At 68.3% G+C, this 16,075-nt stretch carries 8 protein-coding genes and 8 pseudogenes; 7 read left to right on the plus strand and 9 right to left on the minus strand.

Annotated elements, in window-relative coordinates:
* Nucleotides 1-881: 881 nt before the first annotated feature.
* The 4 genes and pseudogenes from ACFQJD_RS17980 to ACFQJD_RS17995 all read right to left on the minus strand — a co-directional run bounded on the left by ACFQJD_RS17980 (nt 882) and on the right by ACFQJD_RS17995 (nt 5,738).
* Nucleotides 882-2,722: pseudogene (locus ACFQJD_RS17980) on the minus strand (UvrD-helicase domain-containing protein).
* A gap of 66 nt (nt 2,723-2,788) precedes the next feature.
* Entirely contained in the window at nt 2,789-2,968 is a 180-nt protein-coding gene (locus ACFQJD_RS17985) for an HVO_0416 family zinc finger protein (protein WP_379800072.1), read from the minus strand.
* Nucleotides 2,969-3,106: 138 nt separating this feature from the next.
* Nucleotides 3,107-4,614: pseudogene (locus ACFQJD_RS17990) on the minus strand (carboxypeptidase M32).
* A gap of 41 nt (nt 4,615-4,655) precedes the next feature.
* Nucleotides 4,656-5,738 carry a M20 family metallopeptidase gene (locus ACFQJD_RS17995; protein WP_379800074.1) on the minus strand — a complete coding sequence of 361 codons (1,083 nt, stop codon included), beginning with the start codon at nt 5,736-5,738 and terminating at the stop codon, nt 4,656-4,658.
* 117 nt (nt 5,739-5,855) lie between these two features.
* On the opposite strand from ACFQJD_RS17995, the pseudogene ACFQJD_RS18000 reads away from it, so the two are divergent.
* Nucleotides 5,856-7,711, plus strand: a pseudogene (locus tag ACFQJD_RS18000) (PINc/VapC family ATPase).
* On the opposite strand, the gene ACFQJD_RS18005 reads toward ACFQJD_RS18000, so the two are convergent.
* Complete coding sequence (locus ACFQJD_RS18005) at nt 7,708-7,995, minus strand: winged helix-turn-helix transcriptional regulator (protein WP_379800076.1); 288 nt, start codon at nt 7,993-7,995, stop codon at nt 7,708-7,710. The pseudogene ACFQJD_RS18000 and the gene ACFQJD_RS18005 sit on opposite strands and share 4 nt — an antisense overlap.
* A 150-nt stretch (nt 7,996-8,145) precedes the next feature.
* Here ACFQJD_RS18005 and ACFQJD_RS18010 point away from each other — a divergent pair, with 150 nt between their 5' ends.
* The 3 genes and pseudogenes from ACFQJD_RS18010 (at nt 8,146) to ACFQJD_RS18020 (ending at nt 10,815) form a co-directional block, all read left to right on the plus strand.
* Complete coding sequence (locus tag ACFQJD_RS18010; RefSeq protein ID WP_379800078.1) at nt 8,146-8,460, plus strand: hypothetical protein; 315 nt, start codon at nt 8,146-8,148, stop codon at nt 8,458-8,460.
* Between the two features lie 2 nt (nt 8,461-8,462).
* A pseudogene (locus ACFQJD_RS18015) lies at nt 8,463-10,290 on the plus strand (ribosome biogenesis/translation initiation ATPase RLI).
* Between the two features lie 64 nt (nt 10,291-10,354).
* Nucleotides 10,355-10,815: pseudogene (locus ACFQJD_RS18020) on the plus strand (YbhB/YbcL family Raf kinase inhibitor-like protein).
* Here ACFQJD_RS18020 and rtcA read toward each other — a convergent pair.
* From rtcA to ACFQJD_RS18040, 4 genes and pseudogenes are all read right to left on the minus strand, one after another.
* A pseudogene (gene rtcA / locus ACFQJD_RS18025) lies at nt 10,812-11,815 on the minus strand (RNA 3'-terminal phosphate cyclase). The pseudogenes ACFQJD_RS18020 and rtcA sit on opposite strands and share 4 nt — an antisense overlap.
* Nucleotides 11,816-12,213: 398 nt before the next feature.
* Nucleotides 12,214-13,011: pseudogene (locus ACFQJD_RS18030) on the minus strand (CBS domain-containing protein); the annotation flags it as partial.
* A 96-nt stretch (nt 13,012-13,107) separates the two neighbouring features.
* Nucleotides 13,108-13,800: a TOBE domain-containing protein gene (locus ACFQJD_RS18035; protein ID WP_379800080.1), complete on the minus strand. Its 693-nt coding sequence runs from the start codon at nt 13,798-13,800 to the stop codon at nt 13,108-13,110.
* 167 nt (nt 13,801-13,967) lie between these two features.
* Entirely contained in the window at nt 13,968-14,489 is a 522-nt protein-coding gene (locus ACFQJD_RS18040) for an archaemetzincin family Zn-dependent metalloprotease (RefSeq protein WP_379800082.1), read from the minus strand.
* 63 nt (nt 14,490-14,552) lie between these two features.
* On the opposite strand from ACFQJD_RS18040, the gene ACFQJD_RS18045 reads away from it, so the two are divergent.
* From ACFQJD_RS18045 to ACFQJD_RS18055, 3 genes and pseudogenes are all read left to right on the plus strand, one after another.
* Nucleotides 14,553-14,924: a UPF0146 family protein gene (locus ACFQJD_RS18045; RefSeq protein WP_379800083.1), complete on the plus strand. Its 372-nt coding sequence runs from the start codon at nt 14,553-14,555 to the stop codon at nt 14,922-14,924.
* Between the two features lie 44 nt (nt 14,925-14,968).
* Nucleotides 14,969-15,829: pseudogene (locus tag ACFQJD_RS18050) on the plus strand (TIGR01548 family HAD-type hydrolase).
* Nucleotides 15,826-16,014, plus strand: coding sequence for a DUF7534 family protein (locus ACFQJD_RS18055; RefSeq protein WP_379800086.1), 189 nt, complete (start codon nt 15,826-15,828; stop codon nt 16,012-16,014). The pseudogene ACFQJD_RS18050 and the gene ACFQJD_RS18055 overlap by 4 nt, the downstream one beginning before the upstream one ends.
* Nucleotides 16,015-16,075 lie beyond the last annotated feature (61 nt).

Raw genomic sequence — 16,075 nt, forward strand, 5'->3', positions numbered from 1 at the left:
GGCCGAACGATCCGAGTTCGGCGGTGGCCTCCGCGCGGACGTAGCGCGTCCTCGCCGGGGGCGGCGGTGTCGACGCCGACGCGCCGCGAGGCGTCGACGGCGACGGCCGCCCGGCGTTCCCACCCGCCGTCGCTCTCGACGACGAACGTCCGTGCGAGGACGCCGTGGTAGCCGCCCGGTTCCCTCGGCGCGACGGCGACGGTGAGGAGGTCGGAGACGCCGAGGGGTTCGCCGTCGGCCGCGTCGCTTCTGACGACGCCGTCGATTGGTGCGGCGTCGCTCCTGACGACAGTGTTGCCAGCGTCGGAGACGCCCGCCTCCGCCAGGGCGACGTTCGCGACGCGGCGGAGACGTGCGGGCGTGAGCGGCCGGTCGTCGGCGTGGAGTTCGCCGTCGGCCGGGTCCGCCGCCGAGAGCGTCGACGCGACGGCGGCCATCGCGCGTTCGGCCCCCGGCTGGGCGGCCCGGTGGCGGTCGAGTTCGGCGTCCGTCTTGACCGCGCGGGCGTCTGCGACGGCGCGTGTCGAGGCGAGGTCGTACCCCCGATTCGAGGTGGACGGCGGCGTCGTGCGGGAGGTGGCGCGGGACCAGGACCGTTCCCGGAGCGTCGAGGGCGTCGTCGAGGACGGCCCGCGCCGCGAGGCCGGGCGGCCCGTCGAGCGTGCGGACCTCGTCGCCGTCGAGCGACTGCCGGGCGCGCGCCTCGTACGCCGGCGGGACACAGACCACGGGGTGGTCGACGTGGACGTACGCGAACTCGCAGGCGGGGCCGTCGAAGCCGACGAGGTAGCGCAGGGCGGCGTCGTGCCGGTCGCCGACGTGGACGAACGCCGTGGCGTCGGCGTCGGCGAGCGCCGACGCGACGACGGTCGACCGACCGTTCACGCTTCGGGGACGGGGGCGGTCGTGGCCTCCTCCAGCAACTCCTCGACGGACTCCTCGCGCGGTTCGTTACAGAGGAGGACGTCGAGCGGGAGCGTCGGCGCGCCGCTGATGAGGTTCTCCAGGAGGACGAGGCGCTCGCGGGCGCGGCTCATCCCGACGTAGAAGACGCGGCGTTCGTTGTCGGTGAGGACGGGCACGGGGTCGGTTCGGGCGGTGAACTCGCCTTCGACGCCCGGGACGTCGGTCGGGTCGGGGACGCTCGCGGCCATCTGTTCGACCACCTTCTCGGTGAGGTCGGTGGCGACGAAGACGTGGTCGGCCTCGCGGCCCTTCGCGCTGTGGATGGTGCCGACGCGGACCCGGTTGGGATCCATCCCCGCGTAGTCGCCGGCGAAGTAGGCGTCGACGGCCTCGCGCTGGAAACTCGTCACCTTGCGGACCATGTCGGAGGCGGCGCTCGGATTCGGCATGAACGGCGCGTACTCCTCGACGTCGGCGACGGGGAGTTCGAGTTGCGTGATGTCGTCGGCGTCGGCCTCCTCCTCCAGGTCGTCGAGGTAGTCGTAGAAGTCGTCGCGTTCGTTCGTTCCGAACGCCGACTCCTGGAGCATGTCGGCGAGGCGTCGGGCCTCCAGACCGTCGATCGGGTCGCCGGCCTCGATCTTCTCGACGGCCCGGACGTACTGGGTCAGGCGGTCGGTCCACATCCGCTGGTCGGTCAGGATGGAGAAGGGAATCCCCTTCGGGAGGAACTCGTCGATGAACTGGAACATCTGATAGCGGGCCCGAAAGAGGATCATGAGGCTCCCGTCGCCGGTGTCGACGGTGTGCTGGACGTTGCGCACGACGTCGAACATCGACGGACTCCTGACCGCTTCCACCTCGCCGCCTTCCTTGCGGGGGTTGAGGTCTTTCTCCTGGCGCTTGTCGAGATGGCGAATCTCCCGGTTGACGACGTGCAGGATGCGCGACGGCAACCGATAGGAGTTGGGGAGGACGACGTCCTCGTCGACGTCGGCGTCGAGGAGGAGGTTCGGGTCCGCGCCCTGCCAGGCGTAGACCACCTGGTCGTCGTCGCCGGCGATGATGACGCCGTCCATGTGGGGTTTCCACTCCTCGTAGACGTCGTACTGGAGGGTGGTGATGTCCTGGAACTCGTCGATGACGAGGTAGTCGACGTTCGGGAGGAGCGACCGCTGTTTGACGCGTTCGAGCATGTCGGCGAAGCCGACGACCCCCTCCTCGCCCTTGTAGGTGCGCCACGCCCGAATGACCTGCGGGACGTCTACCCTGTCGTCGTCGGAGGGCCACGTCGGCGTGTACTTGTTGCCCTCCTGGGCGTTGGGGTCGATGTCCGGCGGGAGACGGACCGTCTCGACGTCCCATTGGAAGGGGACGTCGTACCAGTCGGCCACGTCGCGACGGGTGCGCTGGAGCCACTGGCTGGTGGCGATGATCTTGTTTCCGAGGGTGGTCGACCGGGCGGTGCGTCGACCGGCACCGCCGTACTCGTCCTCGAACTCGATGCCGTAGTCGTCGCAGAACTCCTCTTTCTGTTTCTCGCCGACCACGTCGCCACGCGAGAGGTCGAGCAGTTCGTACGCCTTCGCGTGCATCGTACAGACGCTCCCCTGCAACGACCGCGGGGAGACGTCGAGGCGTTCGGCCAGTCGCTCGCGGACCTCGGCAGCGGCGGCACGGGTGTAGGACACGACCAGCACGTCGCGGATGCTCACGTCGTCGCGTTCGAGGAGTTCCTCGACGCGGTCGAGGAGCGCGGTGGTCTTCCCGCTCCCCGGCCCCCGAACAGTCGGGTCACCGTTACGTCGTCGCTCATTGGTTCATCTACTGGGCCCGGGGCGTGATAAACAGCGTGGCTCGTCCGAACGCGCGGAAATCGCGCTCAGACGTCCGGCGTCCACCCGCAGACCGAACAGTCGGACGCGGACGTGTCGTGCAGCGCCCCACAGTCCGGACACTGTAGTTTGTTATAGGATCGGTCCCAGCGTACCGGTTCCGTCTCGTGACCGCGGTCAGTGAGGAACTGATCGAACAGGTCGTCGTCGCTGGGTGCTGATGCCATACACGCCATGGTACTGCATACCACTATTTAGAAGTAGCGGTCGGACAGGAGGAGGTGTTGGGATACCAACGATCACAACTCGAATTTGTGTACATCTCGAAACCCCACTGCGGTCCGTGGGATCGGTGCTCGCCCCGGCTAGGCGTCGTAGAGGTCGCCGTACTTCTCGGTCGCGTAGTCGACGAAGTAGTCGGCGGTGAAGTCCTCGCCGGTCGCCTGCCGGACGAGTTCGTTCGTCTCGTAGCGCTTGCCGTGGCGGTGGACGTTCTCGGTCAGCCAGTCGTGGAGCGGGTCGAACTCGCCGGCGCGGACGTGGGCGTCGAGGCCCCCGATCTCCCCGTCGGCCGCCGCGTACAGCTGGGCGGCCATCGCGCTCCCGAGCGAGTACGTCGGGAAGTAGCCGAAGTTGCCGTGCGACCAGTGGATGTCCTGCAGACAGCCCTCCGCGTCCGTGTCGGGGCGGACGCCGAGGTACTCCTCCATCTTATCGTTCCAGACGGCCGGCACCTCCGCGACGTCCAGGTCGCCCCGTACCAGGTCGCGTTCGATTTCGAACCGGAGGACGATGTGCAGGTGGTAGGTGAGTTCGTCCGCCTCGACGCGGATGAGGTTGTCCTCGTGAACCTGATTGACCGTCTCGTAGGCGTCGCGGACGCTCACGCCCTCGGCCTGGGGGAAGTGGTCGACGACCGTCGGCAGGAACCGGTCCCAGAACGCCGCCGACCGCCCGACGTGGTTCTCCCAGAGGCGGGACTGGGACTCGTGGACCGAGAGGTCGCGCGCCTCGCCGAGGGGTGTGCCGTAGGCGTCCTCGGGGAGGCCGAGCGTATACGTCGCGTGGCCGAACTCGTGAATGGTCGAGAGGAGAGCGTCGACGGGGTGTTCCTCGTCGAAACGGGTGGTCACCCGGGCGTCGAAGGTGGTCCCCATCGAGAAGGGATGGTCGGAGACGTCGAGACGGCCGTGTTCCCAGGGATAGCCGAGCGTCGTGAGCGCCTCGCGGACGAGTTCCTCCTGGCGGTCGGTGTCGTAGGTGCCGGTGAAGGCGTCGGTCGTGAGGTCGGCGTCTGACGCCCGAATCTCGGCGACCAACGGGGAGATGGTCTCTTTGAGCTGTGTGAGTATCTCCTCGGCGTGGTGGAGGGGGAGACAGGGTTCGTACTCCTCGAACAGCACCTCGTAGGGGTCGCGGTTCGGGTCGATGTGCTCGGCGTACTCCCGTTTCAACTCGACCAGCGTCTCCAGTCGCGGCGCGAAGGCGTCGAAATCGTCGTCCTTCCGGGCCTCGCGCCAGACGGGGAGCGTCTCCGAGGCGACCGACGAGATGCGTTCCACGAGGGCCGTCGGTACCCGCACCGCGCGTTCGTGTTCTCGGCGAATCTCGCGGACGACGGCCGACTGGTCGGGCGTGAGGTCGACTCCTCCAGGTCGGCGAGCGACTCGCCGAGTTCCTCGTCGGTCAACAGGTCGTGTTGGACGGCCGAGAGCGCCGACAGTTGCCGGGACCGGGCGGGCGTCCCGCCTTCGGGCATCATCACTTGCTGGTCCCACGAGAGCAGTCCGGAGGCGTTGCCCACGTTGGCGATGCGCTCGACGCGCGCGAGCAGGTCGGCGTACGCCTCGGGGGCGTCGGAGTCGCGTGTCATGGGCGAAGCGACGCGGGCCGGCGTAATCAACGCGGCGGGTGTCACTCCACCCCCGCAAACTGCGCCGCCGTCTCACGGTAGAGGCGGTAACACCGCTCCAGAACGTCGAGGTCCACGCTCTCGCTCTCGGTGTGGGCCTCGCCCGGCTCCGCCGCGCCGCAGACGACACAGGTCGTGCCCGCCGCCGAGAGCCATCCGGCGTCCGTCGCGTGCGGTTTCGTCACGAGTTCCGGATCGCCCGTCTGAGACGCTCGGGCGGCCGAGAGCACCGTCTCGGCGAAGGCGTCGTCGTCGCAGGCCATCGGCGGCAGATCCTGGTCGACGGCCCACTCGACGCCGGCCACGCTCTCGACGCGTTCGAGGGATGCGCGTTCGCCGGGGACGGTTCGCTCGTCGACGGTCACCTCACAGCGCTCGGGGACGACGTTCCACGCGCTCCCGCCGTCGATCTCGGTGACGGCGACGCTCCCGCGCATCGCGCGGCCGAGGACCGTCGTCTCGGGGAAGTCGAGACCGCGGACCACGTCGACGGCGTCGCTGGCGCGGTAGATGGCGTTCTCGCCGGCGTCGGGTTCGCTCGCGTGGGCGGCCGTGCCGCGGGCGACGACGGTGCTCCCGCGCCGGCCCTTGTGCGCGACGGCGACGTCCGTGACGCCGGGCGCGGAGTAGCCGGTCGACCCCTCGCCGACGACGGCGTAGTCGGGCGCGAAGCCGTCGTCGACGGCGGCCTGTGCGCCGACGCCGCCCTGCTCCTCGCCGGCGAAGCTGGCGAAGACGAGTTCGACGCCCGAGACGTCGGCGTCGCGGAAGGCGAGCATCGCCGCCGCGAGGCTTCCTTTCATGTCGGCCGTGCCGCGCCCGTAGAGACGGCCGTCGCGCTCCTCGACGACGTACTCGTCGCCCTCGGTCTGTCGGTCCGCCGGCGGCACTACGTCGTGGTGGCCGACGAGCGCCAGCGACGGCCCGGTGCCGCGCCGGGCGACGACGTTGCCGGCGTCGTCGCGGGCGACGGCGGCGTCGGTGTGCGCCCGGAGCCACGACTGAACGGCGTCGCCGGCGGCCGTCTCGTCCTCGTGGCTCGGGATCGAGACGAGTTCCCGCGTCAGGCCGATGACCTCGTGCATACGCCCTCACCGAACGGGAGCGACAAAGGCCTGCCGGGGACGGCTGTCACCCACGTAATCGACGTCCCTAACGGCCGTGTTGAACACCCTTATCCGTCTTCCCCACGGAGTACCGGTATGAACGTAGTCCCGGACACGAGCGCGGTCATCGACGGCCGCGTGTCCGAACGCGTCGAGTCCGGCGCGTACGAGGGCGCGACGATCGCCGTTCCGGAGGCCGTCGTCGGCGAACTCGAATCGCAGGCGAACGCCGGCCACGACACGGGCTGGGAGGGACTGGAGGAGCTCCAGCGCCTCGCCAACCTCGCGGACGACGGCACGATCACGCTCGAGTACGTCGGTCGTCGCCCGAGCGGCGGCGAGAAAGGCGGTGCCGGCGAGGGCGACGTCGACGCCCTCATCCGCGACGTCGCCGACGCGCGCGACGCGACCCTGCTGACGAGCGACGTCGTGCAGGCGGAGGTGGCTCGCGCGAAGGGACTCGACGTCGAGTACGTCGAACCGCGCGGGCGCGACACGGAACATCTCCTCATCGAGGACTTCTTCGACGACGAGACGATGAGCGTCCACCTCCGCGCCGGGTCGAAGCCGAAGGCCAAACGCGGCGCGATCGGCGACATGCACTACGAGGTCATCGGCGACGAACCCACCACCGAGGAGGAGATCCGGGAGTTCGCCCACGACGTCGAGGAGAGCGCCCGCGCCAGCCCCGACGGCTTCATCGAACTCGAAGAGCCGGGGATGGTCATCGTCCAGTTCCGCGAGTACCGCATCGCCATCGCCCGCCCGCCGTTCTCGGACGGCTTCGAGATCACGGCCGTCCGGCCCATCGTCAAGACGGAACTCGAAGAGTACGAGTTCGCAGACGACCTGAAGTCCCGGCTGCTGGAACGCCAGCGCGGCGTCCTCATCTCGGGCGCGCCCGGAGCCGGGAAGTCGACGTTCGCCCAGGCCGTCGCGGAGTTCCTCTCGGCGAACGACTACGCGGTCAAGACGATGGAGAAACCCCGAGACCTGCAGGTCGGCCCCGACATCACCCAGTACACCGCCCTCGGCGGCGACATGGCGAAGACGGCCGACTCGCTGCTGCTCGTCCGCCCGGACTACACCATCTACGACGAGGTGCGAAAGACCGACGACTTCGAGGTGTTCGCCGACATGCGCCTGGCCGGCGTCGGAATGGTCGGCGTCGTCCACGCCACCCGCGCCATCGACGCCCTCCAGCGGCTCGTCGGGCGGGTCGAACTCGGCATGATTCCGCAGGTGGTCGACACCGTCGTCTTCATCGAGGCGGGCGAAGTCGACACCGTCTACGACGTGACGACGGAGGTGAAGGTGCCCGCCGGCATGACCGCCGAGGACCTCTCGCGGCCCGTCATCCAGGTGCAGAACTTCGAGACCGGGAAGCCAGAATACGAGATCTACACCTTCAACCGCCAGGTCGTCACCGTCCCGTTGACCGAAGGGGAGGAAGCCGAGACGGGCGTCGGTCGCATCGCCAAACAGGAGATCGAACGGGAAATCCGATCGATCGCCCGAGGCCACGTCGACGTCGAACTGAAGGGCCAGAACGAGGCCGTCGTCTACGTCGACGAGGACGACATCTCCTACGTCATCGGCAAAGGCGGCGGGCGAATTCAGGACGTCGAGGACCGATTGGGCATCGACATCGACGTCCGCACGCACGCCGAGAAACCCTCAAGCGGGAGTGAGAGCGAGAGCGGGGGAGTAGCGGCGCGAGCGCCGGCGAGGAAGGCACCGTCGTCCAGCCCGAAGTGACCTCGCGACACGTCGTCATCCGGATGGACGGCCACGTCGGCGAGACGGTCGAGGTCCGGGCCGACGGCGACTACCTCTTTACGGCCACCGTCGGGCGCGGCGGGGACATTCAGGTCTCGCGGGGGAGCGCCATCGCGGACGAACTCGAGCAGGCGATCGACCGAAAACAGCGGATAACGGTCGTCCCGGCTTAGTCGCACTCGGCGCAGACCGCCTCGTCGGAGTCGGCGTCGCGCACGTTCTCCGCCTTCTCCGTCAGCTGATAGAGGTTCTGTCGCGCGTCCGCGAAGTAGACGTCCTCGTCGACGACGCCGATGTCCTCCAGGCGTTCGAGGGCGTATCGGACCGTGCGTGCGGAGAGCATCGACTCCTCGACGATCCCCTTCTGGGTCAGCGACCCGTTGTACTCGAGCACTTTGAAAACCAGTTTCGCGCTCGGCGGGAGGTCGTCGAGACGCTCCGTCTGTTGTCCAGCCATTACCAGTTGGGAGCGTATCCACCAGCATAAAGCTTGATGCACGGAGAGACGAGCCTCGACGACGACGAGCCAGCCCCGTCGCTCGCGGCGGAGACAGGGTATTGTATCGTAAGCGAACGCCTTTTGCCACCGGGTGCCGGAGTGTGGCGTATGGCTACGGAAACGCAGACCGGTCTGACCGGCCACGTCCGTGGCGTGACGGTCACGACGCTCGCCTGCCTGAGCGGCGTCGCGGCCGCCGTCGCGTCGAGCGTGGTGGTCGGGACGGACGTCGCCGCCGCCACCGACGTGCGGTCGGTGTTCGTCCTCGCGGCGTTGATCGTCGCCCAGTTCCCGCTGTTGCGTCTCGTCGGCGTCGACGTGGGCGACTTCGGCGTGAAGGATTATCTCTACGTCGCGTTCATGACCTTCGCGCTCTGGTTCGTCACGTTCACCATCCTGCTGACCTCCGGCGCGAGCCTGTAATCATGGCCGAAGACAGCATCGCCGTCGTCGACCTGGATCGCTGTCAGCCGGATCGGTGTAACTACGAGTGTGCGAACTTCTGTCCCCCGAACCGCACCGGCAAGGACTGCATCGTCACCCGCGGCGAGTTCTACGGCGAGGACGAACCCTACGACGGCGGCCCGGACCAGATTCGTATCAGCGAGGAGATCTGTCTGGGCGAGAGCTGTGGTATCTGCGTCGAGAAGTGCCCGTTCGACGCCATCGAGATCATCAACCTCCCGTCGGAGCTGGAGGACGACCCGATCCACCGCTACGGCGAGAACGCCTTCTCCTCTACGGTCTCCCGGTTCCGGAACGCGGCACCGTGACGGGGATCCTCGGCCCGAACGGCATCGGAAAGACCACGGCCGTCCGCGCGCTCGCTGGCGAGATGGTTCCCAACCTCGGGCGCTACGACGCCGAGATCGAGTGGGAGGACGTCCTCGACCGCTACCGCGGGACGGAGCTTCAGACCTACCTCGAACGCCTCGTCGACGACGAGGTGACGGTGGCGCGGAAACCCCAGTACGTCGACGAGATCCCGGCGCAGTTCGACGGCAAGACGCGCGAACTGCTGGCGCGAACCGACGAGCGCGGGGTGTTGGACGACCTGGTCGAGCGCCTCTCCATCGACCCCGTGGTCGACCAGCCGATCGACACGCTCTCGGGGGCGAACTCCAGCGCGTCGCGCTGGCGGCGACGCTCGCCCGCGACGCCGACTTCTACTTCCTCGACGAGGTCACGCCCTACCTCGACATCGGCCAGCGGGTCACCGCCGCACGCCTCATCCGCGAACTCGCGGAGGACGGCGATCGGTCGATGCTGGTGGTCGAACACGACCTGGCCATCCTCGATTTGCTCGCGGATTCGCTTCACGTCGCCTACGGCGAACCCGGGGCGTACGGCGTCATCACCGATCCGAAATCCGTCCGAAACGGCATCAACGAGTATCTGAAGGGCTTTCTCGAAAACGAGAACATGCGCATCCGACCGGAGGCCATCACCTTCGAGCAACACGCACCGCGGGAGTCCACGAAGGGGAAAGCGCTCGTCGACTACCCCGACCTGCACAAATCCTACGGCGAGGGCGAGTTCTCGCTCGACGTCGAGGGCGGCACCATCTACCGGAGCGAGGTCCTGGGCGTCGTCGGTCCGAACGGCATCGGGAAGTCCACGCTCGCGAAGATGTTCGCCGGCCGACTCGAACCCGACGAGGGCGATCTGGATTTCCGCCTCGACATCGCCTACAAGCCCCAGTACGTCCAGATCGACCAGCCGATGCGCGTCGACGCGTTCCTCGCGTCGATCACCGACGACTTCGGCACCTCCTTCTGGAACACCGAAATCGCTCGGCCGCTACAACTGGAGCGCATCATGGAGCAGAACCTCACCGACCTCTCGGGCGGCGAGCGCCAGCGAGTCGCCATCGCCGCGACGCTCTCCGAGGAGGCCGACCTCTACGTCCTCGACGAACCCTCGGCCCACCTCGACGTCGAACAGCGCGTGCAGGCGACGACGGCGATTCGGCGCTACGCCGAGAACCACGACGCCACCGTGCTGGTCATCGACCACGACATCTACATGATCGACCTGTTGGCCGACCGCCTGATGGTGTTCGACGGCGAACCCGCCGAACACGGCCACGCCTCGACGCCACAGGAGATGCGCGCGGGCATGAACGACTTCCTCTCGGACCTCGGAATCACGTTCCGCCGCGACGAGCGCACGGGTCGCCCCCGCATCAACAAACCCGACAGCCAACTCGACCGCCAGCAGAAACGCGAAGGCGAGTACTACTACGCGCCCTGAATCCGCGAGCGACCGCCACAGGCCCGCCGCTGACTTTTTGCGACGGGCGAGCGAACGACGATCCATGGCAGCGTTACAGCTATCGAGTCCCGCGTTCGACGACGGCAATCCCATCCCCCGCGAGTACGGCTACACGGAGGAGAACGTCAACCCGCCGTTCGATATCTCGGGCGTGCCGGCGGGGACGGAGTCGCTCGTCCTCGTGATGGACGACCCCGACGCCGTCGAACCCGCGGGGAAGATCTGGGACCACTGGCTCGTCTGGAACGTCGACCCGACACGAAAGAGAATCCCCGAGGGCTGGAACACGGGGACGGCCAGCGCGACGGAGGGGAGAACGACTACGGCGAACCGGGGTACGGCGGCCCGAACCCACCGGACGGCGAACACACCTACCGGTTCCGCCTCTACGCCCTCGATACGGAACTCGACGTGCCGGCGGGGGCCGACAAGGACCGCCTCGAACTGGCGATGGAGGACCACGTCCTCGACGAGGCGACGCTCGAAGGGACGTACGCGCCCTAGGCCGAAACGAGAGCGCCGTCCCCGTCCGTCTCGATAGCGACGTCGTAGCCGAACGCCCGGATCACCGCGGCGTTGGTCTCGACGTGGGGCGTCACCGACGGGACGCGAACGCGGCCGCCAGCGAGGGCGAGGGGGACGAGTAGCTGGTCGGCCAGGTGCGAATCCACCGCGCCCGGTCCGTCTCGCCACGAGAGCAACGCCGAGACGGCTCCCTCCGCGACTTCTTCCGACGACCGGCCGCGTTCGCCGAGCGCGTCGAACCCCGCGAGCGTCCGACCACAGGTCGCTCGCAGGACGAGGACGCTCCCGGGCGAATCGCTGGAGACGTAGTCGACGGTCGATTCGGTTTCGATGCCGGCGTCGTCGAGGAGGGCGACGGCCCGGGAGGCCTGCCGGTCGGCCACCTCTCGTTTTTCGAGTGCTTCGCTCGCCACGGAGTGGGCGGTGACGCCGTCGAAGTCGCCCCGGGTCGTGAGGTCGAACCGCGAGAGCGACGCGGGGGCGAGCGAGAGCGTCGCCTCGCCGCCGCCCGCCGGATAGAACCCTCGGCGGGCGCAGGTCACGTCGGCGTCCAGGCCGAAGCGGGCGAGCAGGGGAGTTTGACCCGCCGGTAGTAGTCGAGCGGTGGGGCCCCCTTCACGTCGGTCCCGCCGGTGACGGTGACGGAGACGGGTCGCGAGAGGGCGACCGCGACCGGGAGGAGGGTGTCGAAGACGAGCGTGACGCTCCCTGCGGTGCCGACGTCGACGCCGACGTCGGTCGCGGCGAGGCCGTCGGGGCGGAACGCGAGCGTGTCGGCACCCACCTCGTCGCCGTCGACGTCGGCGTCGGCGAGGCGGGCCGCCGCGCGGACGCAGGCGAGGTGCTGGGATCGAAGGCCGGGGTTCGGGCGCTCGGCGCGGACGTCCTCGATGCGGAAGGGCCGGTCGTCGAGGACGGAGAGGGTGAGCGCCGTCCGCAGGAGTTGCCCGCCGCCCGCCGAGCCGTCGATCTCGAGCATCCCCTGCCGCTCAGCCACCAGCCGTACAGTTTGCGGAGGGTCTCCTCGTCGGGGTGTTTCTTGGTCTGACCGTGGGTCTTCCCTTCGAGAATCTGCCGTTCGACGGCGTTCCGAGCGAGGTTGAGGGCGTGTTTCGCGCCGTACCCTTCCTCGCTGGCGATGAACATCCCCTTGTCGGTGAACAGGCGGATGCGCGCGAGGATGAGCGGCGTCCCGCGGAGGCGTTCCTCGTGTTCGTGGAGGTGGACTTTCGCCTCGAGGACGGTCATGGCGCTGTACTTCCGGGACACCTCGTCGATGAGTTCGGCGACGTCCTCGTAGGTCATGTCGTCCAGCAGGTCGACGCCGTAGACCTGCACGGCGCGGTGGCCGCGCCCGGACCACGTCAGCGATTCGAGGACGTCGCGTTTCGTGACGATGCCCCACGGGGTGTCGCTGTTCTCGGTGACGACCAGCGAGGAGACGCCGAGGTCGAGCATCCGGTCGACGGCGTCGTCGACGGCCTCGTCGGGCGAGACGGTGTCGACGGGTTCGGACATCATGTTGCTGACCGGCAGGTCGAGCATCCGTTCGAGTTCACCCTCGCGGGGCCCGTAGCCACCGTGACCGCGGCCGGTCGACTCCCGGCCGGAGGTGCCGCCCCGCTCGACGTCGATGTCGCGGGTGATGAAGTCGACGACGTCGACCAGGCTGAGGATGCCGACGAGACTGCCCTCGTCCATGACGGGGAGGTGGGTGATGCTGTTCTCGCGGAACTCGTGGAGGGCCTCGCCGACCGTCGAGTCGGCGTCGACCGTGACGAGGTCGGTCGAGGCCACGTCTTCGACGGTGAGGACGTCGAGATAGGGACGGACCTCCGCCAGCAGGTCGTTGGCGGTGACGACGCCGACGACCTCCTCGTTTTCCATCACCGGCAGGAGCATGGACTCGCTCCCGACCATCAGTCGGGCGACCTCGCGGACGTTCTCGGTGCGGGAGATCTTGGGGACGTTCCAGAGGAACTTCCGGGCTTTCGCCTCCGGCTTGTTGTGGGAGGCGGTGAGTTGCCGGCGCGTCACGACGCCCTCGTACTCGCCGTCGTCGAGAACGACGATGGCCGGGGCCGCAGAATCCTCGAAGATGGTTGCGAGTTTCGACACCTTCGTGTCCGTGTCGACCTGTGGGTAGTCAGTCGAAACAATATTCTGGATATCCATCGTGCCGAGAGTGTACGCCCGGAAGCCACCTATAAGCGCCGGTGGGTTTCACCCCACGGGAATTGAATTTGGGTGTGCGTCCCGACCGAGCGGTGCTCACTCGGCGTCGGGGGCGGGGACGGCACGCGTCGCCGTGGCTTTGAACGAGGCGACGACGTCGTCGCCCGGAGTCAGATCGAGCGCGTCGAGGCTCGCCTGCGTCACGAGCACCCGCAACGGCGTGTCCGCGTCGATGTCGACGGTGATGCGGACGAGTCCCCGCTCGGATTCGACGCGAGCGACCGTTCCCCGGAACTGGTTGCGAACGCTCGTCCCGGCGGGCTGTGGGGTTTCGTCGGGGGCCGTCAGGGCGATCACGTCCGAGCGAATCGAGACCTGAACCCGGTCGGCGTCAGTCGGCGTGATTCCGCGAACGATCCCCGCCGGCGTCTCGATCGTTCCGAGCAGGCCGTCCCGGTCGACGACCGCACCCGGGAAGACCGACTCCTCGGCGCGCGCCAGCCCCGTGAATTCGGCGCGGAGCCGATCGAACTGAGCGAGGAGGTCGTACGCGTTGGCCGTGAGCGTGCTCCCACCCCCGCCCTCTCCTCCCCGCTCGCGGGCGACGAGCGAACCGAGCGCCTCCTCGAGTTCCGTGATCCGCTGTTGGATTCGGGAGTAGGAGCGGCCGAGTTCGGCCGCCGCACGATGCATCGAGCCGTACTCTTCGATGCCCCGAAGCGCCTCGACGTCCCGCTCGTCGACCGTCACGTCGCCGATCCCGATCGACGGCTCGCCTCGTAGTTGCATATCAATCGTCCCCAGTGGGTGGTACTGCGTGGTCGCCGTATATCAGTTCCCCGCCGACGAACTGCTTCGTCCGCCGATCGGGTTCTCGAGGCCCGCTCCGGGGGCCACGGGGTCGCAGCGAACGCCGATCGTCGCCCCTCGCGGGAGAGCGAGCCACGGCCGATCGATCAGAGGACCGTCCGGCTACACGACCCACAGAGGTTCTCCTCTTTGACGTCCACCTCGCGGACGGTGGGCGAGAAGCTCATCACGCAGCGTTCGTTGTCGCAGTGTTCGAGGCCGAGCGTGTGGCCCACCTCGTGGACGACTTCCTTGCGCACCCGGTCGGCGAACACTTCGGTCGCGGATTTCGAGGCGAGGCCGCCGTCGGAGGACGTCTGGAGGCGGTGCGTCGAGATGACCGATCCGTTCCCGTTCAGATAGGCGAGGCCGAAGACGTAGTTCCGTCGCCGATAGTAGAGATCCTTCGTCGTGATCCCGATGTTCTTCTCGCCGTTGCCCGTTCGGCTGGCGAGTTCGATGAACTCCTCGGCGCGGTACTGGTTTCGACCCCTGTCGAACGCGCCCTCGGGGAGGCCCCGAGCGTCGTGGACCGACACATCGCACTCGTAGACAGAACGGAGGCCAGCGGAGGCTTCCCGCTTGACCTGTGCCGGAACGTCCCCGATGGGCACGATGTCAACAAGCATAGAAGCCGTTAAGCGCGGGGCAGTCATAAATATCCCGACGTGAGGGCCTCCCGTGATGCACTCGTGGCGCGACTCGCCCGCTACGAGCGCCTCGTCGAAGTCGGCGTCGGTCGACGCCCGGGCGTCGCCGCCGCCCTCGCCGACGCCGGCAAGTCGGTCACCGCGACGGACGTCGTCGAGCGCCCCGTTCCCGACGGCGTGCGGTTCGTCCGCGACGGCGTGGTCGAGCGAAGCGAGCGCGGCCCCAGGGACGTCTACCGCGTCGACGCCATCTACGCGCTGAACCTCCCGCCGGAGCTCCACCGGCCCACCCTCGAGGTGGCCCGCGACGCCGACGCGGACTTCCTGTTTACGACGCTCGGCTACGACCAGCCCGCGATACCGGTCGGCCGCGAGACACACGGCGACGAGACGCTGTTCGTCGCCCGGGAGTGACCGAAACAGGAACACACTTCCACGCCGGGCGAAATCTACCACGCATGAACGCGGATGCGGTCGTCCTCGACATCGACGGTGTACTCGTCGACGTGGCCGACTCCTACCGGCGGGCCATCGTCGAGTCCGTCGACTACGTCTACGGCGACACCATCGACGTCGCCGACGTCCAGCAGTTCAAAGACGCCGGCGGCTTCAACAACGACTGGGAGCTGACCGACGCCGCGGCGCTGTACGTCCTCGCGAGCGAGGAAGGCTACGACGCCAGCGTCGCGGCGTTCACCGACGACGTCGCCGACGCGGGGGCGGCCTCGACGCCGCCCGGTCGGTGTTGGCAGACGCCCTCGGCGAGCGATTCGACGCCGTTCGGGAGCGGTGGGATCCCGAACGCCTTCGCCGGGTGTTCCAGGCGCTCTATCTCGGCGACGAGCTGTACCGGGAGCTGGAAGGCGGCGAGCCGCCGCTCTCGACGCGGGGCTACATCCACGACGAGCCGACGCTCGTCTCGTCGGAGACGGTTGCGGCGCTCACCGACCGCTTCGCCGTCGGCGTGTTGACCGGCCGTCCGGCCGACGAGGCCGAGATCGCCCTCTCGCGGGTCGGCCTCGACGTCCCCGACGAGCATCGGTTCACGATGGACGACTGGGAGGAAGGCAAACCCCACCCGCGGGCGCTGATCACCCTCGCCGACCGCCTCGACGCCGAGTCGGTCGTCTTCGTCGGCGACACGCTGGACGACGTCCGGACGGCGGTCAACGCCGACGAGGCGGACGAGACGCGGGCCTACTACGGCGTCGGCGTCCTCACCGGCGGCCTGACCGGCGAGGAGGAGACGAAAGTACGCGAACGCGGGCGCGGCGGCCGTTCTCGACAGCGTGAACGACCTGCCTGAAGCGCTCGAATGACGCGGCGCGCCCGCTTTGCGTGGACGCTGCTCGCGTTCGCCGCCATCGCCATGGTCGTCGACGCCCTCCTCCTGCCGCCGGACCCGTACACGCAGTTGCTGTTTCTCGCGCCGACGACGGGGTTCGGCTTCGTCCTCGCCTACTGGCTGGTCTACCGCGGCGGATTCGAACGACTCGACCGGTAGCCGCGGCCGTGAAGGCAGCGCCACCTCCGACAGTATTACCACGATACCGGCCACAGTTGGA

The sequence above is a fragment of the Haloplanus sp. GCM10025708 genome (assembly GCF_042663985.1).
GTDB lineage: Archaea > Halobacteriota > Halobacteria > Halobacteriales > Haloferacaceae > Salinirarus > Salinirarus marinus.

Excerpts from the sequence above, each read along its gene's own strand:
- ACFQJD_RS17985 (WP_379800072.1), bottom strand. The coding sequence starts at position 2,968 with ATGGCATCAGCACCCAGCGACGACGACCTGTTCGATCAGTTCCTCACT.
- ACFQJD_RS17995 (WP_379800074.1), bottom strand. The coding sequence starts at position 5,738 with ATGCACGAGGTCATCGGCCTGACGCGGGAACTCGTCTCGATCCCGAGC.
- ACFQJD_RS18005 (WP_379800076.1), bottom strand. The coding sequence starts at position 7,995 with ATGGCTGGACAACAGACGGAGCGTCTCGACGACCTCCCGCCGAGCGCG.
- ACFQJD_RS18010 (WP_379800078.1), top strand. The coding sequence starts at position 8,146 with ATGGCTACGGAAACGCAGACCGGTCTGACCGGCCACGTCCGTGGCGTG.
- ACFQJD_RS18035 (WP_379800080.1), bottom strand. The coding sequence starts at position 13,800 with ATGCAACTACGAGGCGAGCCGTCGATCGGGATCGGCGACGTGACGGTC.
- ACFQJD_RS18040 (WP_379800082.1), bottom strand. The coding sequence starts at position 14,489 with ATGCTTGTTGACATCGTGCCCATCGGGGACGTTCCGGCACAGGTCAAG.
- ACFQJD_RS18055 (WP_379800086.1), top strand. The coding sequence starts at position 15,826 with ATGACGCGGCGCGCCCGCTTTGCGTGGACGCTGCTCGCGTTCGCCGCC.